The organism is Flagellimonas eckloniae (genome assembly GCF_001413955.1).
GTDB classification, from domain to species: Bacteria; Bacteroidota; Bacteroidia; order Flavobacteriales; family Flavobacteriaceae; genus Flagellimonas; species Flagellimonas eckloniae.
The window spans coordinates 133,889-155,702 of the sequence record NZ_LCTZ01000002.1 but is presented as its reverse complement, the minus strand read 5'-3'; the positions used below and the strand labels follow the sequence as shown (position 1 = coordinate 155,702).

Annotated in this window: 21 protein-coding genes; 15 read left to right on the top strand and 6 right to left on the bottom strand. The window is 38.2% G+C overall.

Translation table 11 applies throughout. From position 1 onward, the window contains the following. The first annotated feature begins 2 nt into the window (after positions 1-2). From AAY42_RS00805 to AAY42_RS00790, 4 genes are read left to right on the top strand one after another with little or no spacing between them, the layout of a single operon-like run. The gene (locus AAY42_RS00805) at positions 3-1,319 is read left to right on the top strand and encodes an MFS transporter (protein ID WP_417935072.1); all 1,317 of its coding nucleotides are present in this window, start codon (positions 3-5) and stop codon (positions 1,317-1,319) included. Next, positions 1,312-2,919, top strand: coding sequence for a glycoside hydrolase family 3 protein (locus tag AAY42_RS00800; RefSeq protein WP_055392115.1), 1,608 nt, complete (start codon positions 1,312-1,314; stop codon positions 2,917-2,919). Before AAY42_RS00805 ends, AAY42_RS00800 begins: the two co-directional genes overlap by 8 nt. Beyond that, entirely contained in the window at positions 2,916-3,584 is a 669-nt protein-coding gene (locus AAY42_RS00795) for a class I SAM-dependent methyltransferase (protein WP_055392114.1), read from the top strand. The genes AAY42_RS00800 and AAY42_RS00795 overlap by 4 nt, the downstream gene beginning before the upstream one ends. After that, positions 3,581-4,663, top strand: coding sequence for an anhydro-N-acetylmuramic acid kinase (locus tag AAY42_RS00790; protein ID WP_055392113.1), 1,083 nt, complete (start codon positions 3,581-3,583; stop codon positions 4,661-4,663). Before AAY42_RS00795 ends, AAY42_RS00790 begins: the two co-directional genes overlap by 4 nt. Here AAY42_RS00790 and AAY42_RS00785 read toward each other — a convergent pair. The 4 genes from AAY42_RS00785 to AAY42_RS00770 form a co-directional block, all read right to left on the bottom strand. Further along, positions 4,660-5,868, bottom strand: coding sequence for a multidrug effflux MFS transporter (locus tag AAY42_RS00785; RefSeq protein ID WP_055392112.1), 1,209 nt, complete (start codon positions 5,866-5,868; stop codon positions 4,660-4,662). The genes AAY42_RS00790 and AAY42_RS00785 overlap by 4 nt on opposite strands. A 96-nt stretch (positions 5,869-5,964) precedes the next feature. Then, positions 5,965-7,506, bottom strand: a complete 1,542-nt coding sequence (locus tag AAY42_RS00780) for an acyl-CoA carboxylase subunit beta (protein ID WP_055392111.1) — start codon at positions 7,504-7,506, stop codon at positions 5,965-5,967. A gap of 6 nt (positions 7,507-7,512) precedes the next feature. Next, complete coding sequence (locus AAY42_RS00775) at positions 7,513-8,955, bottom strand: acetyl-CoA carboxylase biotin carboxylase subunit (RefSeq protein ID WP_055392110.1); 1,443 nt, start codon at positions 8,953-8,955, stop codon at positions 7,513-7,515. 6 nt (positions 8,956-8,961) lie between these two features. Continuing rightward, on the bottom strand, positions 8,962-9,462 hold the full coding sequence (locus AAY42_RS00770; RefSeq protein ID WP_082433281.1) for an acyl-CoA carboxylase biotin carboxyl carrier protein subunit: 501 nt from the start codon (positions 9,460-9,462) through the stop codon (positions 8,962-8,964). A gap of 177 nt (positions 9,463-9,639) precedes the next feature. Between AAY42_RS00770 and udk the strand changes: the two genes are divergently transcribed. From udk to AAY42_RS00715, 11 genes are all read left to right on the top strand, one after another. Continuing rightward, positions 9,640-10,248 carry a uridine kinase gene (udk, locus tag AAY42_RS00765; protein WP_055392109.1) on the top strand — a complete coding sequence of 203 codons (609 nt, stop codon included), beginning with the start codon at positions 9,640-9,642 and terminating at the stop codon, positions 10,246-10,248. A 3-nt stretch (positions 10,249-10,251) separates the two neighbouring features. After that, positions 10,252-10,584, top strand: a complete 333-nt coding sequence (locus tag AAY42_RS00760; protein ID WP_055392108.1) for an FtsB family cell division protein — start codon at positions 10,252-10,254, stop codon at positions 10,582-10,584. Next, complete coding sequence (locus AAY42_RS00755; protein ID WP_055392107.1) at positions 10,577-11,974, top strand: methylmalonyl-CoA mutase subunit beta; 1,398 nt, start codon at positions 10,577-10,579, stop codon at positions 11,972-11,974. The genes AAY42_RS00760 and AAY42_RS00755 overlap by 8 nt, the downstream gene beginning before the upstream one ends. Continuing rightward, positions 11,967-14,033 carry a methylmalonyl-CoA mutase gene (gene scpA / locus AAY42_RS00750; RefSeq protein ID WP_055392106.1) on the top strand — a complete coding sequence of 689 codons (2,067 nt, stop codon included), beginning with the start codon at positions 11,967-11,969 and terminating at the stop codon, positions 14,031-14,033. The genes AAY42_RS00755 and scpA overlap by 8 nt, the downstream gene beginning before the upstream one ends. A 135-nt stretch (positions 14,034-14,168) precedes the next feature. Further along, positions 14,169-14,942: a ParA family protein gene (locus AAY42_RS00745; protein WP_055392105.1), complete on the top strand. Its 774-nt coding sequence runs from the start codon at positions 14,169-14,171 to the stop codon at positions 14,940-14,942. Next, on the top strand, positions 14,943-15,854 hold the full coding sequence (locus tag AAY42_RS00740) for a ParB/RepB/Spo0J family partition protein (RefSeq protein ID WP_055392104.1): 912 nt from the start codon (positions 14,943-14,945) through the stop codon (positions 15,852-15,854). Next, a complete protein-coding gene (locus AAY42_RS00735) occupies positions 15,847-16,488 on the top strand; it encodes a DUF5683 domain-containing protein (RefSeq protein ID WP_055392103.1) in 642 nt (213 codons plus the stop codon). The genes AAY42_RS00740 and AAY42_RS00735 overlap by 8 nt, the downstream gene beginning before the upstream one ends. 3 nt (positions 16,489-16,491) lie before the next feature. Further along, positions 16,492-17,193: a 4-hydroxy-tetrahydrodipicolinate reductase gene (dapB, locus tag AAY42_RS00730; RefSeq protein ID WP_055392102.1), complete on the top strand. Its 702-nt coding sequence runs from the start codon at positions 16,492-16,494 to the stop codon at positions 17,191-17,193. Positions 17,194-17,240: 47 nt separating this feature from the next. Next, positions 17,241-18,980 (top strand): signal peptidase I, encoded by a 1,740-nt coding sequence (gene lepB, locus AAY42_RS00725; protein ID WP_055392101.1) that lies wholly within the window; start codon positions 17,241-17,243, stop codon positions 18,978-18,980. Then, positions 18,977-19,609: a WbqC family protein gene (locus tag AAY42_RS00720; protein ID WP_055392100.1), complete on the top strand. Its 633-nt coding sequence runs from the start codon at positions 18,977-18,979 to the stop codon at positions 19,607-19,609. Before lepB ends, AAY42_RS00720 begins: the two co-directional genes overlap by 4 nt. Next, complete coding sequence (locus tag AAY42_RS00715; RefSeq protein WP_055392099.1) at positions 19,602-19,910, top strand: DUF6122 family protein; 309 nt, start codon at positions 19,602-19,604, stop codon at positions 19,908-19,910. The genes AAY42_RS00720 and AAY42_RS00715 overlap by 8 nt, the downstream gene beginning before the upstream one ends. On the opposite strand, the gene AAY42_RS00710 is transcribed toward AAY42_RS00715, so the two are convergent. Both AAY42_RS00710 and AAY42_RS00705 read right to left on the bottom strand, forming a co-directional pair. Next, on the bottom strand, positions 19,902-20,942 hold the full coding sequence (locus tag AAY42_RS00710; protein ID WP_055392098.1) for an endonuclease/exonuclease/phosphatase family protein: 1,041 nt from the start codon (positions 20,940-20,942) through the stop codon (positions 19,902-19,904). The two genes, AAY42_RS00715 and AAY42_RS00710, sit on opposite strands and share 9 nt — an antisense overlap. Positions 20,943-20,945: 3 nt before the next feature. Continuing rightward, positions 20,946-21,812 carry a rhomboid family protein gene (locus AAY42_RS00705; RefSeq protein WP_055392097.1) on the bottom strand — a complete coding sequence of 289 codons (867 nt, stop codon included), beginning with the start codon at positions 21,810-21,812 and terminating at the stop codon, positions 20,946-20,948. Between the last annotated feature and the right edge of the window lie 2 nt (positions 21,813-21,814).

The window sequence follows — 21,814 nt, the reverse complement described above, 5'->3', positions numbered from 1 at the left end:
ACATGCAAGCGGAAAACCAGAAATCTGAAAGTCCTAAGATGGGCAATATACCAAAAGATAAGGGTGCATGGGCTTGGATACCATTGCTTTATTTTACGCAAGGCATTCCCTATATACTAGTAGTCACGGTATCTGTCATCATGTACAAGCGTTTAGGTATTGGCAATGCAGAAATTGGACTGTATACCAGTTGGCTATATCTCCCATGGGTAATCAAACCGTTATGGAGCCCATTGGTAGACCTAAATGGAACAAAAAGAAAATGGTTTCTGGGTATGCAGTTTATTGTTGCTTTGTCTTTTTTAGGGATTGGTTTATTTCTTCCATCCAATTCCTTCTTTATCATTACACTCGCATTCTTTTGGATGGCAGCCTTCGCATCCGCTACCAATGATATTGCTTCTGATGGCTATTACATGATTGGCCTGACTCAAAAGAAGCAGTCCTTTTTTATAGGGCTGCGGAGTACATTTTACCGTTTGGCAATGGTAACAGGGCAAGGGCTACTAGTCATATTTGCAGGTTTTCTTGAACATAAATATGGAGACAACACAAAAGCTTGGTCCATGACCATGATCTGCGCAGCAGTTTTGATGATGGTTTTGACCATTTCCAACCTTTTTGTTGCCCCCAAATTTGAGGTATCTCAAAATAAAACAACTGAAAAACCAACTAGTTTTTCAGAGGTCTTTTCAAGTTTTTTCAAGAAGAACCAGATATGGGTGGCCTTACTGTTTATACTTACATACCGATTGGGTGAATCGCAATTGGTTAAAATGGCATCACCTTTTTTATTGGATACTTTAGAAGTAGGCGGCCTGGGATATTCTACAGAAGCCGTAGGAACCATTTACGGTACCGTGGGAGTAATCATGCTTTCCATTGGTGGAATTATGGGTGGTATTCTTATTTCAAGAGACGGATTAAAAAAATGGATGCTCCCTATGCTATTGGCCTTAAACCTACCCAACGCGCTCTATGCCATTCTTGCCGTTACACAATCTACAAGTTTGGTTGCCGTAGTGGGAACGGTAGTTATTGAGCAATTTGGTTACGGATTCGGATTTGCTGCCTTTCTAATATATCTGATTTATGTTGCCGAAGGAGTCTCCAAAACTTCGCATTACGCTATTGCAACTGGTTTTATGGCTCTAGGAATGATGATTCCAGGAATGTTGAGCGGCTATATTCAGGAATGGCTAGGGTACGATGGCTTCTTTTTGTGGGTAGTCATTGCGGCTTTACCGGCATTTTTGGTACTTAAATATTTAAAATACCCCGAAGATTATGGTAAAAAAACGAATGTAAGCGATGCATAACAGTTTATTATCCTATGCTGAAGCAACAAAAACACTTACCTTAAAACAAAAGGTGGGTCAATTGTTCATGCCCGCAGCATTTATCAATGATTCTGAAGAAGATATTCTTAAGATTGAAGATTTGATACGAACAAATAGTATAGGCGCCATTTGTTTTTTTCATAGTCGGGCAAGCGCAGCAACCAATTTTGAAGGCAAAAAAAAAGTAATCCATAATGATGACAGCTACGAAACGCTGAAAAAACTTATTATTAGGTACCAAAAGGCTGCAGAATTCCCCTTGCTAGTAGCAATTGATGCCGAGTGGGGCTTGGCCATGCGAATAGAAAAAACTCCTCAGTACCCCTATGCAATTACCTTAGGTGCCATCCAAGGAAACAACGATTTAGTTTTTGCTATTGGCAAGCAAATAGCAACGGACTGCAAAGAAGCAGGTATCCATTGGAACTTGGCTCCTGTAGTGGATATTAATAATAATCCAGAAAATCCAGTAATTGGATATCGGGCTTTTGGTGATGACAAATACGTAGTTTGTAGAAAGTCCGAAGCTTACTTGGAGGGCATGAAAAGTGTAGGCGTATTAGGGGCTCTTAAACACTTTCCCGGACATGGAGATACTGCTACCGACTCTCACTTGGGATTACCCATAATCAATAAATCAAAGGAAGAGTTGATGGAAAATGAACTCTACCCCTATCAAAAGCTTATAAAAAAAGGGATAGATGCTGTAATGATCGGTCATTTATCCATTCCAGCATTGGATTCGGAAAATCCGTCCACTACCTCATCAAAAATTATAACAGATTTATTACGAGCAGATATGGATTTTGAAGGTGTCGTTATTTCTGATGCTTTGAATATGCATGCTGTGTCCAAAAAATATTCTAAAAAAGGACTTCTCGAAGCAAATGCATTTGCAGCTGGAATGGATATGATGTGTTTCTCTGAACACTCAAAGGAAGGTATCGAAGAAATAATTGCAAGTGCATCAGAAAAAAGAATAGAAGAGAGTTTCAAAAGGGTCTGGAAATTAAAAGAGCAAGCATTTTCAAGCACTTCTTTAGAAGAAAACCACAATCCAAAGTTATCTTCAGAATTAAATAAAAAAATAGCAGCGTACAGTATCACGGAACTCTATGGAAACCCAAATGGTATTGAAGAAATTAAAACAAGTGATTTTCTCAATCTTTCATTACCCAACCAATCAGTAAACAGTTTTTCTTCAAAAATCGAAGAGAATTTTGGGCAAAAACACCATCAGCTGAATAGCTCCACAATAGAAATGATCAGAGGCAAAGTAGCTAAGAATGAAAATATTGTGCTAGCGCTTTTTCCACCATCCATAAAACCAAAAAATAAGTTTGGGGTTGATGAAACGACATTGGAATTCATTCAAACCTTAATTAACAAGAAAAGGGTTTTGATTTATCTCTTTGGAAATCCATATATGCTTGATATACTACAATTGAAATCCGACACTAGCGTGGTGGTGGTTTATCAGGATTTTACAGAATTTCAAGAAGTTGCATATGACCATTTTAGTGGTCAAAAAGAAGCAAAGGGAAAACTCCCTATCACACTTAAAACACTTCACGTATGAAGACCGATATCATTTCATCCTGGGAAAAGAATGCCTCAGAATGGATCAAGGTAATTCAGGACAATAAGATTCCGTCCAGAAAATTCACCAATAAAGCCATTTTGGAGACTATTGCTAACCTTGGTTGTAAAAATTTCGCGGACATTGGATGTGGTGAAGGATGGCTTACACGCGAAATAAACAAAATGGGGGTTCAAACTGTTGGGTTTGATGCAATAGAAGACCTCATAGAAGAGGCCAAAAAAAAAGATTCGGGAAGCTACTATGTACTCACTTTTGAGGAAATAATTAAAGGTAAATCTATTCCTAATGCTCCTTTTGATGCAGCAGTTTTTAACTTTTGCCTATATCTGGAGGAAGGGCTGCAAAAACTACTGGAGAACACTTTGAAGTCCATTTCCCGAAATGGTTCCATACTTATTCAGACCTTACATCCATTTTTCCTCATACAGAACGGACTTGCCTATAAAAGTCAATGGTTATCTGATGCTTGGAAGGGTTTACCAGGTAATTTTGAAGATGGGCATTCATGGTATGCCAGAACATTTGAAAATTGGTCAGAGATACTTTCAACCCTTAAAGATGTCAAGATTACTTATCAGGAGGTGGTGAATGAAGATGAAAAACCAATTTCATTAATCATTAAAATCAAAAAATTATCATGAAAAAGTACAAGGTTTTGGGACTAATGTCCGGTACTTCATTAGATGGTTTGGATTTAGCCTATTGTCACCTTTGGAAGAACAATGGTACTTGGGAGTTTTCCATAGAAAATACTAGAGAGATTCAGTACACCGAAAAAATGCAGGGCTACTTAAAAAATGCCATTTACTTATCAGAAGAAGACCATGGTCAATTGCATCAAGACTATGGGGTTTGGCTTGGGGAACAAGCAAGAAACTTTATAGAAGAGCATAAGTTAGAAGTGGATTTTATTTCAAGCCATGGGCATACTTCGCATCATAGACCAGAAGATGGTTTTACTTTTCAATTGGGAGATGGACAACAGTTGGCAAATGTAAGTCAACAACAAGTCGTTTGCGATTTTAGAACCAAAGACGTTTCCTTGGGGGGACAGGGTGCGCCTTTAGTCCCCATTGGAGACCGATTGTTATTTCACGATTATGAGTTTTGTTTGAATCTTGGTGGGATAAGCAATATTTCCTTTGAAAAAGATGGTAAGCGAATTGCCTACGACATTGGTCTTGCAAATATGCCATTGAATTATATCACCCAAAAAATGGGATTTGCTTATGATGAAAATGGGGAAATGGCTCGATCTGGAAAATTGGATATTGAACTTTTGGAAAAACTAAACCAGCTTGAATACTACAAGCTACCCTACCCTAAATCTACAGGCTATGAATGGTTTACAGAACAAATCGTTCCTTTAATTGAAGCGTCCAAGACCTCGGAACATGATTTGCTTCATACATTCATCCATCATAATTGTGCGCAGGTTGCATTGGAGGCACACAAATATGCTACAAAGTCCCAAAATAAATTGTTTGTTGCAGGTGGTGGTGCGTTAAACCAATTTTTTATGGATACACTTCAAGAAAAACTTGGTGAGGCAATTGAACTTGTAATCCCTCCAAAAAAGTTGATTGCCTTTAAGGAAGCCCTAGTTTTTGCCTTAATGGGTGTATTACGTTTAGAAAACAAAGTCAACGTATTGTCCTCTGTAACAGGTGCCAAAGAAGATTCGTATAGTGGTGAGGTCTTTTTTCCTAAAAGCAGTTAAACTGTAGGTAGCGGTTTCGGCTTTTTCACTAAAGCTACAATGGCCAATGAAAACAGGCCACAGACGGCCAAGCCTGCAAAAAGAGGCCAAACACTATCTTCCACAAAATCGCCAATAAAGGTTGCAATTGGAATAGCCAACAGGGTAGAAACAAAACCATTTATTGCCGCTCCAATTCCAGCAATATGACCAATGGGCTCCATGGCAATGGAACGAAAATTTCCCCACATAAATCCCAAACAAAAGAACTGTGCAGAAAGAAAAACTACCAAAACCAAAACACTGGGGTTAGGTGAGTTCCAGAACAAAAATGTATACAGAATGGCTATGGAACAAAATGCAAGTAGAGAGAGGAGGGAAAGTTTTCTCATACCAAATCGCATCACCAAAGTACCGTTCAACAAGGTTGAAAGTCCAATGGATATTGCAAGCCCGGCAAAAATATAGGGGAATGCCTCCTTTAATCCATATTGGTTTTCAAAAACGTGTTGGGCCGCACTTAAATACACCAAAAAAGCGCCGGTCACCAAACCGGACATTAAAGTGTATACAATGGTTTCTTTATACTTGACAAATTCCTTGACTCCATTTACGAATACACTTCTAGAAAATGGAATTTTATATTCAGGGTGAAGAGTTTCCGCCTGTCTTTTCCAAAACCAAATACAAACAATAAACCCAAAAAACAACTGCGAATAAAAAATGGCCTTCCATCCAAAACTATCCAAAATAACCTTTCCAATGGCAGGAGCCACAACGGGGACCAAGATGAAAAAAGCCACCACAAAAGACATCACCCTTGCCATATAATCTCCCTTATAGGTGTCTCTAATTATGGATATTGCGAGGGTACGGGGCGCAGAAAGTCCAATTCCTTGCAAAATCCTACCCAAAATCATTAGCTCCAAAGAAGGTGCAAATAGACAAATAATACTTGCAACTCCAAATAGGACAAAGCCCAAATAAACCATAGGTTTTCTTCCATAACTATCGGATAACGGACCAAAAAACAATTGTCCAACCCCAAGTCCCAGAAAAATCATGGTAATCAATAATTGGTTGTCAATGGGGTCAAGGCTCTTAATGGACACCCCAATATTTGAAATTGCCGGTAAAATTGCATCAATTGCCAAGGCCACAATGGACATTAATGCAGCCATTAAGGCTATGAACTCAAAGTTGGGTTTTTGGGTATCCTGTTGCATTGGGCAAAATTAGGGATACCCAAATCAGTAGTGAAGTTTTTTGGAAAGTATTTGTATAATATTTATACAATTTATTCATCTAGAAACACTAGTACATCAAAGCGGAATATTCCCATGTTTTTTCTTTGGAGTCTGTACCTTTTTATTCTCTAGCATGGCAAAAGCCTTCAATAATTTTCGCCTTGTATTCTCAGGAAGGATTACCTCATCAATAAATCCCCTTTGTGCCGCACGATAAGGGTTAGCAAACTTTTCCGCGTATTCTGCTTCTTTTTCTTTCAATTTGGCCTCGGGATCCTTTGCAGCTGAAATTTCCTTTCTAAAAATAATCTCACTCGCACCTTTTGCACCCATCACCGCAATTTCCGCATTGGGCCAAGCAAAATTGAAATCAGCTCCAATGTGTTTGGAATTCATCACATCGTAAGCACCTCCATATGCTTTTCTAGTAATGACCGTAACTCGCGGCACAGTTGCTTCACTTAGGGCGTAAAGCAGTTTTGCACCATGCATAATAATTCCGTTCCACTCCTGATCAGTTCCAGGTAGAAAACCAGGAACATCAACCAAAACCAATAACGGAATATTAAAAGCATCGCAAAAACGGGTAAAACGGGCGGCTTTTCTGGAGCTTTTCACACCTAAAACGCCTGCCAAAAACATAGGCTGATTGGCTATAATCCCGATACTCCTTCCTCCCAATCGTGCAAAACCGACGATAATGTTTTCTGCATAGTCCTTGTGAATTTCATAAAACGAATCGGCATCAATAATCCCATGGATAACATCATGCATATCATAGGGTTTGTTGGGATTATCCGGCACAATGTCCGAAAGCTGTTCACGGACCTCTGCTCCCAGTTTACATGCTTTTATTTTGGGGATTTCGGTATTGTTTTGAGGAAGATAGTCCAACAACTTTTTAATATCATCCAAACAGACAGCATCATTGGAGGAAGTTTTGTGTGCCACCCCGGATTTAACGGCATGCGTACTGGCACCGCCCAACTCTTCCGAGGTCACCTCTTCATTGGTTACCGTTTTTACCACATTGGGACCGGTCACGAACATATAGCTCGTTTCCTCCACCATGATTATAAAGTCTGTCATTGCGGGAGAATACACCGCACCTCCTGCGCAAGGTCCCATTACCGCCGATATTTGTGGAATTACTCCGGATGCCTGTACATTTCTGTAAAAGATATCCGCATAACCGCCAAGCGACTTAACTCCTTCTTGGATTCGGGCGCCACCAGAATCGTTCAAACCAATAATTGGTGCACCTACTTTCATGGCCAAATCCATTACTTTACAGATTTTTTCAGCATGTGTTTCAGACAAGGCGCCACCAAAAACCGTGAAATCTTGGGCATAAACATAGACCAACCGCTCATTAATAGTTCCATAGCCGGTTACCACACCATCCCCATAATAGATTTCCTTTTCCATACCAAAATCTGTGGTACGATGGGTGACCAAAATCCCCATTTCCTCAAAAGAACCTTCATCCAAAAGATATTGGATTCGTTCCCTTGCAGTTAATTTTTTCTTTTGATGTTGCTTTTCAATTCGTTGTTTACCTCCACCTAAATGTGCTTGGGCCACTTTATCCTTTAAAATCTTTATTTTGGAATCCATACGAATTTAGTTTGATGGTAATTTTAGTATTTTTTGATCCTCGAGGTATTGATACAGTGCCATCATTGCCGCGATTTCCGCTTCGTCCGTATTTTTTTGTTTGATAGCCTCGGGAGAATAGTAATCCTTTACAAAATGGGTGTCAAAATTTCCCGACCTAAAAGCATTATGCTTAAAAACAAAAGTGCCAAAAGGCAATGTAGTCTGTACGCCTTTGACTTTATAGTTTTGAATGGCATCAAGTATCAATTCAATTGCTTCTTCCCTTGTTTTACCATAGGTAATCAATTTTGAAAGCATAGGGTCATAATAAATTGGAATATCCATTCCTTCTTCAAAACCATTATCAACCCGAATCCCATTGCCCTCAGGTAGTTTATAAACTTCTAAATTACCAACACTGGGCAAGAAATCGTTCAATGGATCTTCCGCATAGACCCTCAATTCCATAGCATGACCCTTTATTTTCAAATCCTCTTGCTTAAAAGGCAGTTCTTCTCCCCTAGCCACCTTTATCTGTAGCTCTACCAAATCAACTCCTGAAATCAACTCGGTAACCGGGTGTTCTACCTGCAAGCGGGTATTCATTTCTAAAAAGTAGAAGTTTAAATCCGCATCCATTAAAAACTCAACCGTACCTGCCCCCACATAATCGCAAGCCTCAGCAACCTTGGTTGCTGCAATTCCCATTTCTTCGCGTAATTCTGGTGTTAAAATCGAAGATGGCGCCTCTTCCACTACTTTTTGGTGACGTCTTTGAATACTACATTCCCGTTCAAAAAAGTGAAGCACATTCCCATGGGTATCCGCCATTACCTGAATTTCGATGTGCCTTGGAGAAGTCACATATTTTTCCACAAAAACAGAACCATCACCAAAGGCCGAAGTTGCCTCACTGATAGCACGTTCCATTTGAGATTCTAAATCTGCTTCCTTTTCAACAATTCGCATGCCTTTCCCTCCTCCACCGGCAGAAGCTTTTATTAAAACTGGATATTCGATTTCATGGGCAATTTCATGGGCTTTGGCAACATCGGTAATGGCCTCATCAATACCAGGAACCATAGGGATATCATAGGCTTTTACTGCCTCTTTGGCAGCAAGCTTGCTCCCCATTACGCGTATTGCTTTGGATTTTGGACCAATAAAGGTGAGTCCGTTCTTTTCAACAGCTTCTGCAAAATCTGCATTCTCACTTAAAAAACCATATCCCGGATGAATTCCGTCAACATCTAGCTTTAAGGCTACTTCAATAATTGTATCCCCCAACAAATACGATTTGTTAGATGGTGCTTCTCCAATACAGACTGCTTCATCCGCAAACCGAACATGCGGGGCATCCCTATCGGCTTCAGAAAATACTGCAACGGTACTTATTCCCATTTTCTTCGCGGTTTTCATTACCCGAAGGGCAATCTCACCCCGATTTGCAACCAATATTTTTTTCATAACGGTTTATTGAAATTCAATAAGTAATTGTTCCTTTTCTACAGCTTCGCCCTTTTTTACGGAAATCTTTTTAATGACACCATTTCTGGGAGAAGTAATCATATTTTCCATTTTCATGGCTTCCAAAATCAATAATTGATCATCTTCTTTTACCTCCTCACCTTCTTTTACCAAAATATCCAATATTAAACCAGGCATTGGAGCAGATATGGAGTCTATATTTTTGGAACCATTGTTTGCAAAACCCATTTTTTTAATGAGCACATCCAAAGGGGTGCCAATGGAAATTTCGAATTCATTACCATTTACGTTTAAAGTATAAAGTCCCTTATTAAAATCGGTCTTTAAAATTTGGATATGATAAGACACGCCATTTTTTAGCAAGTGCAGCATGCCATTGCCCATCTTTAAAATATCCAATGAGGAAATGTCGTCTTCAGAGAGTTCGAAATTAAAGTCTTCGTTGACCTTAATAGTATAGGAATTTTCCATAAAAAAAGCTGCCATGGTTGTCTAGATAAATATAAGGTTAATGCCTGAATTGCCTACAAAGCTATACCCAGAAACTTTTAAGAGTTATGATATTAGTCATTTGTTTTTTTATCAATACATGCTAACTATGCAAGAATATTGAGCGATTGCAAATCTTATCAAATGCTTACTTTTGAGATTTAAACTATCAATATGCTTATTCTAGGAATTGCCGGTGGCACTGGCTGTGGAAAAACTACCGTAGTAAATCAAATTGTTGATGAACTGCCTAAAAATGAAGTTGGGGTCATTTCACAAGATTCTTATTATCATGATCTTTCCCATTTAACCAAGGAAGAGCGTGGGAAAGTCAATTTTGATCACCCAAATTCGATAGATTTTGATTTATTGATTTCACATCTTGAGCAATTAAGAAAAGGCATGCCGATTGAAAAACCAATATATTCCTTTGTGGAGGAAACGCGTTTGGCGGAAACCATTTTAACGCCTCCAAGAAAGGTAATGATCGTTGAAGGTATTTTGGTTTTGAGCAATGCGCAACTACGTGATATGTTTGACATTAAAATATATGTGCATGCCGATTCCGACGAACGCTTGATCCGAAGGTTGCAACGAGATATTAGAGAACGCGGACACGATCTTGAAAAAGTATTGACAAGATACCAAACCGCTGTGAAGCCAATGCACCAGCAGTTTATAGAACCTTCCAAGGAATTTGCGGATATCATCATCCCAAACAACCATTATAACACGGTTGCCGTGGATATGGTTAGGACTATTATAAATGATAGATTAGGATAATTCATGGGAATCAAGGAGTTAAAAGCTAAAAAATGGTTTAAAGTCATGACCAATATGTACATTTTGGTCTTGACCATCTTCGTTATTTGGATGGCATTTTTTGATACAAATTCTTTGATGATTCATTTAGAATTGCGAAACGAAGTCAAAAAATTAGAGAAGCAGAAAGAATTTTTACAGGGTGAAATTGACAAGGACAAGAAAATCCTTGAAAAATTTTCCAACAAAGAAGAACTTGAAAAATTTGCTCGGGAGAAATACTATATGAAAAAGGAAAATGAAGAAATTTTCTTGATTGAATACGAAGACAGTCTAAAAAACAAAAAGCATGAGTAAGTCTGGTCTGTTTGATGAATTTCCTAAAGTTTCCTCCAAACAGTGGAAACAAAAAATCCAATTTGATTTAAAGGGAGCGGACTATAATGAAACATTGGTCTGGGAATCTCTGGAAGGCATTAAAGTAAAACCATTTTATCATGCAGAAGATTTAGAAAGGGCAAAAACATTTAAACTTCCAAAAAATCATGATTGGAAAATTGCACAAGCTATTTTTGCTGGAGATTCTAAAAAAGCGAATGCCAAAGCTCTTAATTGTCTACAGAGAGGAGCAGAAAGTATCTTGTTCACAATACCAAACAAACAAGTCAATTTTGAGGAACTGCTTTCTGAAATCAATTTGGAACATACCCAAATCCATTTCAATTTTCAGTTTTTGGACATTGGGTCAATTAAAAAACTATTAGCATTTACGGTTGATAAAAAACCCTGCATCAGCCTAAATATAGACCTAATCGGTAACTTGACGAAAGATGGGAATTGGTTTCATAATCTGGAAAAAGACCATGCCATTTTAGAAGAAATTTATAGTCTTTCTTCTAAAGTAAATGGAAGTCATACTATTGGTGTAGATATTTCCCAATATCAAAATGCCGGTGCCAATATGGTGCAGCAATTGGCGTATGGGCTTGCCCATGCCAATGAATACCTGAATCATTTTTCAAATGTCACTTCGAGCGCAGTCGAGAAGTCTTTTCCAATATCGTTCAAAGTGGCAGTTAGTGGAAATTACTTCTTTGAAATAGCAAAGTTACGTGCACTGCGTTGGTTGTGGCGAAGCTTGGTATCCGAATATGGAATTGAAAGTGATTGCCATATTTTGGCAGTTCCTTCAAACCGAAACAAAACTTTGTATGATTATAATGTGAACATGCTGCGTACAACATCAGAATGTATGTCTGCTGTTCTGGGTGGTGCGGATACCATTTGCAACCGATCTTATGATGCTATTTATCATAAGGACAACGAATTTGGGGAACGAATCGCCAGAAACCAATTGCTGCTACTAAAAGAAGAAAGTTATTTTACCCAAGCATCTAAAGCTGCTGAGGGAACCTATTATATTGAATCTTTAACGCAACAACTTGCCGAAAAGGCATTGGAACTTTTTAAGCAAATTGAAAATTCCGGAGGGTTTTTGAGTGAGTTGAAGAAAGGTGTTATTCAACGAAAAATAAAAGAAAGTGCACATAAAGAACAACAACTTTTCGATACTAAAGCAATTGTATCAGTAGGCACCAATACCTATGAGAATGGTGAAGATCGTATGAAGGGTGATTTGGAACTCTATCCTTTTGTGAAAATTCAACCCAGAAAAACCATCATAGAGCCCATTATTGAAAGACGACTGGCAGAAAAACTGGAACAAAAAAGACTTGAAGATGAGTAGAAAGAATCTTCAGAATCTAACATTATCGTCAACCAAAAAGTTGAGCGAAGTAGAGCCCCCAATGAATTTTGCCGCGGGCATCTCACCTTTTTTACGTGGCCCCTACTCTACCATGTATGTTCGTAGGCCTTGGACCATTCGTCAATATGCTGGGTTTTCAACAGCCGAAGAAAGTAATGCTTTTTACAGAAGAAATTTAGAAGCCGGACAAAAAGGATTGTCGGTTGCCTTTGACCTTCCAACCCACCGCGGTTATGACAGTGACAATGAACGTGTAGTTGGTGACGTTGGCAAAGCAGGGGTTGCCATAGATTCGGTTGAGGACATGAAAGTGCTTTTTGATGGGATTCCTTTGGATAAAATGTCCGTTTCCATGACCATGAATGGGGCCGTTCTCCCAATTATGGCCTTTTATATTGCTGCTGCCGAAGAACAAGGTGTTTCTATGGAACAGCTTTCAGGCACCATCCAAAACGACATTCTTAAGGAATTTATGGTGCGGAACACCTATATCTATCCGCCGGCCCCTTCAATGCAATTGGTAGCTGATATTTTTGAGTTTACCAGCAAAAACATGCCAAAATTTAATAGCATCAGTATTTCTGGATATCACATGCACGAAGCGGGGGCACCTGCTGCACTGGAATTGGCATATACACTTTCTGATGGTATTGAATACATCCGTACAGGATTGAAAGCAGGATTGAAAATTGACGATTTTGCACCTCGACTTTCCTTTTTCTGGGGAATTGGAATGGATCATTTCACGGAAATTGCCAAAATGAGGGCAGGTAGAATGCTTTGGGCAAAATTGGTGAAGGAATTCAACCCGAAAAATGAAAAATCGTTGATGTTGCGCACCCATAGTCAGACAAGTGGATGGAGTTTAACGGAACAAGACCCGTTCAATAATGTGGCCAGAACCACTATTGAAGCAATGGCGGCAGTCTTTGGAGGAACACAAAGTTTGCATACCAATGCCTTGGATGAAGCTATTGCCTTACCTACGGATTTCTCCGCCCGGATTGCTCGAAATACCCAAATTTACCTTCAGCAAGAAACACATATCACCAAAACTGTAGATCCCTGGGCAGGTAGCCAGGTAGTTGAAAAACTGACAGAACAAATTGCCGATGAAGCTTGGGAACTCATTAAAGAGATAGAAGAACTGGGAGGAATGACCAAAGCAATTGAGGCCGGAATCCCTAAAATGCGTATTGAAGAAGCCGCGGCCAAAAAACAAGCACGAATTGATAGCGGTCAAGATACTATTGTAGGGGTTAACAAATACCGTCTGGAAGATGAGGATGATCTTCAAATTTTGGAGGTGGACAATGCAAAAGTACGCAAACAACAGATAGCCCAACTGCAACAAATTAAGACTACACGGGATGAAGATTTAGTTCAAAAAGCATTGGGTAAAATCTCTGTTGCTTCCAAGAAAGTCATGGAAAATGATACTAAGCGGGAAAATTTATTAGCTTTAGCAGTAGAAGCAGCAAAAGCCCGAGCCACATTAGGAGAAATTAGTGATGCCATGGAAGAGGCGTTTGGGCGATATAGGGCAAAAATCCAATCAGTTACCGGAGTGTATTCCAAAGAAATCAAAAACAACGAAAGTTTTGAAAATGCCAAAAAAATGGCAGATGATTTTGCTTTGGAAGAAGGCAGAAGACCAAGAATCATGATCGCTAAAATGGGACAGGACGGCCATGATCGTGGAGCAAAAGTAGTTGCAACCGGTTATGCAGATCTTGGTTTTGATGTAGATATCGGACCTCTTTTTCAAACTCCATCAGAAGTAGCAAAACAAGCTGTTGAAAATGATGTTCATGTGCTTGGTATTTCTTCGTTGGCAGGAGGACATAAAACCTTGGTTCCCGAAGTGATTCAGGAATTGAAAAACTATGGAAGAGATGACATTATGGTCATTGTTGGCGGGGTTATTCCCAAACAAGACTACGATTATCTTTTGGAACATGGCGCAATTGCAGTATTTGGACCAGGTACAAAGATTAGTGATACCGCTATTGAAATCTTAAAGATTTTGATGGACTGACCCTTCTTAAGAGTCTAATAACTATAACTTTAACTTTCTTTAACGCACTAGGTCCGTGTTATTCACCTAGTGTTAACAAAATACATTTTTTAACGTCCTAAATAATCGTATTTTTAGCCTCTAACTTACTATGAAATGGGCAAGATTATTGCTATTGCAAATCAGAAGGGTGGAGTAGGTAAAACAACCACTACGGTCAACCTAGCTGCTTCGCTTGGTGTATTGGAAAAAAAAGTGCTGCTAATAGATGCGGACCCCCAGGCCAATGCAACATCAGGTTTAGGTATTGATGTGGACAGCATTGAAAAAGGCACTTACCAGTTGCTGGAGCATACCATGGGAGTGGATGATGTAATTATACCAACAGACTCACCAAACGTAGATCTTATTCCATCTCATATTGACCTTGTGGCCATTGAAATAGAATTGGTGGATAAGGACAATAGAGAGTATATGTTGAAAGAAGCTCTTAAAGAATTGGGCGACAGATATGATTTTATCTTGATTGACTGCGCTCCGTCCTTAGGCTTACTTACACTTAATGCCCTTACTGCAGCCGATTCGGTAATGATTCCAATACAATGTGAATATTTTGCCCTGGAAGGTTTAGGGAAACTATTGAACACAATTAAAAGTGTCCAGAAAATACATAATAACGATTTGGATATTGAGGGAATGCTGTTGACCATGTACGATTCAAGGTTACGACTCTCCAACCAAGTTGTTGAAGAAGTAAAAAAACACTTTGCAGATATGGTTTTTGATACCATAATCCAAAGGAACGTTAGGCTAAGTGAAGCTCCAAGCTATGGGGAAAGCATTATAAAATATGATGCCAGTAGCAAGGGCGCCACAAATTACCTAAACTTGGCCAACGAAGTATTGAAAAAAAACAAGGAGAAAGTTTAAATGGCGAAAGCAACTAAAAAACAGGCTTTAGGAAGAGGCCTTTCTGCCCTATTAAAAGATCCGGAAAATGATATTCAATCAGTTTCAGATAAAAATGCGGATAAGGTCATTGGAAATGTAGTTGAACTCGATATTGAATCCATTGAGGTAAATCCTTTTCAACCACGCTCCAATTTTAACGACGAAACACTCAAGGAACTGGCCAGTTCTATTCGAGAACTTGGAATCATCCAACCCATTACGGTACGAAAGCTTGATTTCAACAAGTTTCAATTGGTCTCCGGTGAACGCAGGTTTCGTGCATCTAAATTGATTGGCCTAAAAACCATTCCTTCCTACATTCGTATTGCCAATGACCAAGAGTCTTTGGAAATGGCCTTGGTAGAAAATATTCAACGCCAAGACCTTGACCCAATAGAAATTGCACTTTCATACCAACGCCTTATTGATGAGGTAAAGCTCACACAAGAAAAGCTTAGTGACCGTGTTGGTAAAAAAAGGTCCACAATTACCAACTATTTACGTCTGCTCAAGTTGCATCCCATAATCCAAACAGGAATGCGAGATGGTTTTGTGAGTATGGGCCATGGACGGGCGCTCATCAATATTGAGAAGAAAAAAGACCAAATCAATATTTACGAAAAAGTTGTCTCAGAAGGACTTTCAGTGCGGGAAACGGAACAGTTGGTCAAAACATATAAAGAATCAAAAAAAGGAGAGGATTCGAAAAATAAACAAAGTTTGACTAAAGAAATACCAAACTATGTTTCCAAGGGTATCGATGTTTTAAAAGCCCACCTTTCCGCCAAGGTAGATATCACCACTTCACAAAATGGTAAAGGCAAGATTGTAATTCCTTTTCATTCAAAAGAAGAATTTCAGCGTTTAAGAAAATTATTGACAGGTGAGTAAATCCCTTTTTTTTCTCTTTATTTCATTGTTTTTTTTGAACCTAAGCTTTTCTCAAGAAGACAAAAAGCAACCACGTCCCCAAGAAATCGATTCACTTACCCAAGATTTGGAGGGCAAGGGCATTACAATTGATGAAGTTTCATACGAGAAAAAAAGAATTAATCCACTTGCACCAAGCAAAGCAGCTTTTTATTCGGCAATTCTACCTGGTTTAGGACAGATTTATAATAAGCGCTATTGGAAGGCACCCATAGTCTGGGGAGCTATTGGAACTGGGATTTTCGTGTATTCCTTTAACAATACAGACTACAATAGAGCAAGGGATGCTTTTAAAAGAAGACAAGCCGGTTTTATAGACGACGAGTTTTATGATATAAACGGAGACGGAAGTGGCCCGGATATCTCTTTGGAAGCATTACAAGATGCGCAAGAAAGTACGCAGCGTGATAGGGATTTGTCGTTGCTAATAACAATAGCACTGTACGCCTTTAATATTATAGATGCCAATGTAGATGCTCATTTAAAACAATATAATGTTGATGAAAATCTATCTTTGGATTTTCAACCCTATATAGATTTAAATCCATTGACCAATACACCAAATTATGGAATGGCTCTGGTTGTAAAATTTTAGTTTATGAATATTGGATTGTTTGGTTACGGAAAAATGGGTAAAATGATTGAGCAAATTGCTCAGGACAGAGGGCATACCATTGTTGCCAAAATTGATGTGGGAGCAACGGATGTCCCTTACAAAACTATTGATGTAGCCATTGATTTTAGTACGCCGGATACTGCATTTAAAAACATTACGGATTGTTTTGAAAATGGGGTTCCGGTAATTTCAGGAACTACAGGATGGTTATCACATTACGATAAGGCCATCGAAATTTGCAACGCAAAAAAAGGTGCTTTTATATATGCTTCCAATTTCAGCCTGGGTGTGAACATATTCTTTGAGCTAAATTCCCATTTGGCAAAAATGATGTCCAATCTAAACCAATACAAGGTTTCAATGGAAGAAATACATCATACACAAAAGTTAGATGCTCCCAGTGGAACTGCAATCACACTGGCAGAAGGTATAATTGAGAATTCAACATATCAAAACTGGCAATTAAATGAGGCTGAAGAGAAAGAAATCCCAATCACATCCAAACGAGAAGGGATGGTTTCAGGTACACATACCATAGCATATCAAAGTGCAGTTGATGACATAGAAATCAAACATACCGCCCACAATAGAGAAGGCTTTGCTTTGGGTGCAGTTATTGCTGCCGAATGGATTCATGGCAAAACTGGGGTGTTTTCTATGAAAGATGTGTTAAACTTGAACTAAAACGTAACAAAAAACTAGATTGATAGTCTAAAAAACAAATTTCTAACATGAACGGTACACAGTGGATTATTTTTATCTTGATTGTACAGGTCATCCATTTTTTTGGAACTTGGAAACTCTATGTAAAAGCTGGAAGAAAAGCGTGGGAAGCGGCAATACCTATATATAACGGAATCGTATTGATGAAAATCATCAATCGTCCGTGGTGGTGGGTACTACTTTTGTTTATTCCCATTATCAATTTATTGATGTTCCCGGTGGTATGGGTAGAGACCATTAGAAGTTTTGGGAAAAATAAGTTTTTGGACACCTGGTTGGCTATTCTTACACTAGGCTTTTACATCTATTATATCAACTACGCCGAAGATGTAAAATATATTGAAGACCGAGATTTAAAACCCAGAACTGGACTTGGTGAATGGGTGAGTTCCATTGTTTTTGCTATTGTAGCTGCAACATTTGTGCATACGTACTTTATTCAGCCCTATGTTATTCCCACTCCTTCACTGGAGCGAACACTAAGAATTGGAGATTTTTTGTTTGTGAGCAAGTTTCATTATGGAGCTAGAATTCCCATGACCACTGTAGCAACTCCCATGGTTCATGATACTATTCCTGGAATTAAAACAAGATCTTATGTTGCAGATGTTAATCCAGAAACCTGGAAGACATCCTGGAAGAATAAGTTGCAACTTCCATACATGCGTTTTCCTGGGTTCAATACAATTAAAAAAAATGACATTGTTGTATTCAGTTGGCCCGCAGATACTGTTTATCGATTTTTTAAAGTTCAAAAGGGAATAAAAAAACCTATTGATAAAAAGTCCAATTACGTAAAGCGATGTGTTGGAACTCCAGGAGATTCTCTTTCTATTATTGATGGTGATGTCTATATAAATGGTGAAAAATTGATTCTCTCTGATCGTGCCAAACCCATGTTCGATTATACAATTTATTCCCAAAAAGGAGTTTCAAGCAAATTACTTGCTGAAGTCGATGCAGCAGACTATCTAAGAACATATATATCAGGAAATCTAAGTCAGGATCAATACAATGCGCTTGTACCTTATGCCTTAGGGGCCAACAGAAGACCAGATGGAAAGATTGAACTTGTAACACAGGAAAAAGGAATACCTACTGAGGCCATAAGACAGTTAAGACTTTCTTTAACAGAAGAAAAACCTAGGTCTAGAGTTGCAAATCTGACTGAGGAAATGGTTATAGAACTGCAAAAGAACCAAAGTATAGATTCAGTAGTTAAAACAATAGATCCTAAAGGAGTCTATGGAGGGGCGTATCCCCAAAAACCGAACCTTTATCCATGGAACATGGATAATTTTGGTTCAATTTACATTCCTGAAGAAGGTGCTACGGTTGAAATCAATTCCGAAACAATTCCATTGTATAAAAAAATAATCCGCGATTACGAGTACAATGATGTAAAGATTACTGGACAAAAAGTTCTAATAAATGGTCAAGAAGCTAGTTCCTACACCTTCAAACAGGATTACTATTGGATGATGGGAGATAACCGTGACCATTCAGAAGATAGTAGAACATGGGGTTACGTTCCAGCAAACCACATTGTTGGAAAACCGGTCTTTCTTTGGATGAGTTTTGATAATTTCAATGATGGACTTATGAACTGGAGACCCCGTTGGGAACGTATTTTCACCACGGTTGGAGGAAGTGGAGAACCAGTTTCCTATCGTTGGTACTTCTTGGCTGTAATTGTCGGATGGTTCGTTTTTGATTTTGTTAGAAAAAGAAGAAAAAAGAATTCTTGAACACCCTAATCCATCCCGTTTATGCTCCCAACATCATAACTTTTTCCGTTATAGCGCAGAAAAAGATTGTTTGGGAAGCCCATGATAATTTTCAAAAACAGACATACAGGAATAGATGCTATATCTGTACCGATCAAGGAAAGCATATGCTCAATATTCCCATAAAGCATATTGGCAAAAATGAAGGTCGGCAAAAATACGCGAACGTTAAAATAGATAATAGTTCGCATTGGCAAAAACAACACTGGCGTACTTTGGAAACGGCCTACAGGACATCTCCATATTTTGAGTTCTATGAAGACGATTTAAAGCATCTTTTTGAAGAACCTGAAACCCTGCTTTTTGATTTTAATTTGAAGACCATAAAAGTAATCGCTGATTGTCTTGGAATACAAGTCCATTCTGAAAAAACCGATTCTTTTCAACTAAAAACAACTAGTGGTACAGATGCCAGATTCTTGGCAGAAGCCAAAAAAGAGGTGCAAACCAATGCAATTGAATATTCACAGGTATTTGGAGAAAGGCATTCTTTTATTCCCAACCTCAGCATTCTGGATTTACTCTTCAATGAAGGTCCAAATACGACCACATATCTAAAGAATAAATCCTTGGATTTTTTACATGCTTAGGTTTACCATACACTACGGAATTCACTTAATCGTTCCCATTCTTATTGGTTTTGTTTTTTTTAAGGATAAAAGAATTAGGATAACGCTGATTTTATTGGCTGGAATGTTAATCGATGTGGATCATCTATGGGCCAATCCTATATTTGATCCAAATCGATGTAGCATCAATTTTCATCCATTACATAGCTTTTGGGCCATTTTAGTATATTGTGTTCTACCGTTTTTTAGACAGACACGAATCGTTGGTCTTGCATTGATAATTCACATTATTGCAGATTTGGTGGATTGTCTTTTAATCTGATTTAAGGCTTAATGTGGCCATCACAGGATAATGGTCTGATAATTTTTCGTCGAAGTTTTCATGGGAAATCACTTTAAACGATGGGTCGGAAAGAATATAATCTATCCTGAGAGGAAATCCCAGTAAGTTGTATGTTCTTCCAAAACCTTTTCCTTTTTCAAGAAATGAATCGTTTAAATTTCCTTTTATTGTTTGGTAAATATTGGAATACTGAGTATTATTAAAATCACCAACAACTATTTTTTTATGGTCGATTTCATCCATACTTTTCCGAATTAGTTTGGATTGCTCATACTGCTTAAGCATAACTCTTCTCGATCTGGCAAACAATTTGGAAGACCGTTCTTTATTAATGGTACTAATCTCTGGAATTATCCTGAAAGACTGAAGATGAATATTATATATCCTTACGGTATCTTTTTTCAACAAAATGTCCGCATATATGGCATTATTGGCACTTTCAGGGAAAGTCACGGAATCAATCTTTAAAATTGGATATTTTGAATAAATAGCTTGTATTACCTTTCCCGTATGTTTTCCATAAATAAAATCTACAAACTTGTACTTATATTGCCCTAAAGCTTCACTTCGCTTCATTGCAAAATGACACTCTTGAATACAAATAATATCCGGTTTTTTTTTCTCTACAAAATCCAGTATTAGGGTATCAACATTCTCAATATTCAATTGTCCATTAATATTAAAACTCCTTGCATTAAAAGACATTATTGAAAAAGTATCATTCTCAGTTTCTTCCGATGGTCCTGAAAACTGGTAAAATGGTCCAAGTATAATGTACCATAAAATCAATAACGCCATGGACAAAAGAAAATGAATCTTCTTCTTTAGTGACCAGTAAAAAACAAAACCAAGATTAACATATACCAAAAATGGAACTATTAAACTAATTGTGGACAAAGCCGGAATAGAGGTTACCGGAACATAGGGAACAACAAATGAAATAATTGTAACTAGGGCAAAAACCGTGTTTACAAAAAATATGACTTTACCTAAAAAAGAAAGGTTTTTCACGAATCAATCTTCTTTACCAGCTTTAAACAAAAAGTCCTTTTCAGCCTTGGATAAGCTCTCATATCCCGATTTGCTTATCTTATCCAGAATAGCATCTATTTTACGTTGATTGGCCTCCTTATCATAATCCGCGGTACTCCTTTTTTTTGGAGTATTCTTTTTATAAACTGTTTTTAGAGGAGCTTTCTTCTTTTTTGGTTTAAAAGGTTCAGCTATAGCATCTCGGAATTTTGTGAAACCCACACCAATATCATTTCCATTCAGCAATTGTCTTGCATAGATATATCCCAGCAAGGCACCGCCCAAATGGGCCAATCTTCCTCCAATATTTCCACCATAAGCAATCTGAATAAGGTCTACCAAAACAAAGAAAGCTCCAACATGCCATAATTTGACATTGAAGAAAATAATGCGAACATCTTGGTTTGGGATATAGGTGCAAATAAAAATCAAAACTGCGGTTACTCCTGCGGAAGCACCTATTAAAACTGAATTTGTTCCCAATAACGTTGGAAATATGTTATAACTGAGCAAGAATACAATTCCACCCAAAATTACGCCCAAAAAATAGACGTTTATAAATCGCTGTCCATTAAAAAGATTCATGAAAATTCGACCTGTAAAATAGAGCATGAGCATGTTCCAAAAAATATGACCAAAACCTGCATGAAAAAAAGAATAGGTGACCAAGGACCAAGGTTGCCCAAAAAATTCAATGAAATCCTTGGGTAGTTGAAACCAATCCACAACTGACTTTCCAAGAAGTGCCAACGCCAACCCATCAAGAATAAAAACCAGTACATTTACCACAATTAGCTTTTCCGCTATATTGAGCCTGGCAAAATTATATTGTAAATTTCCTCTTGCCATAG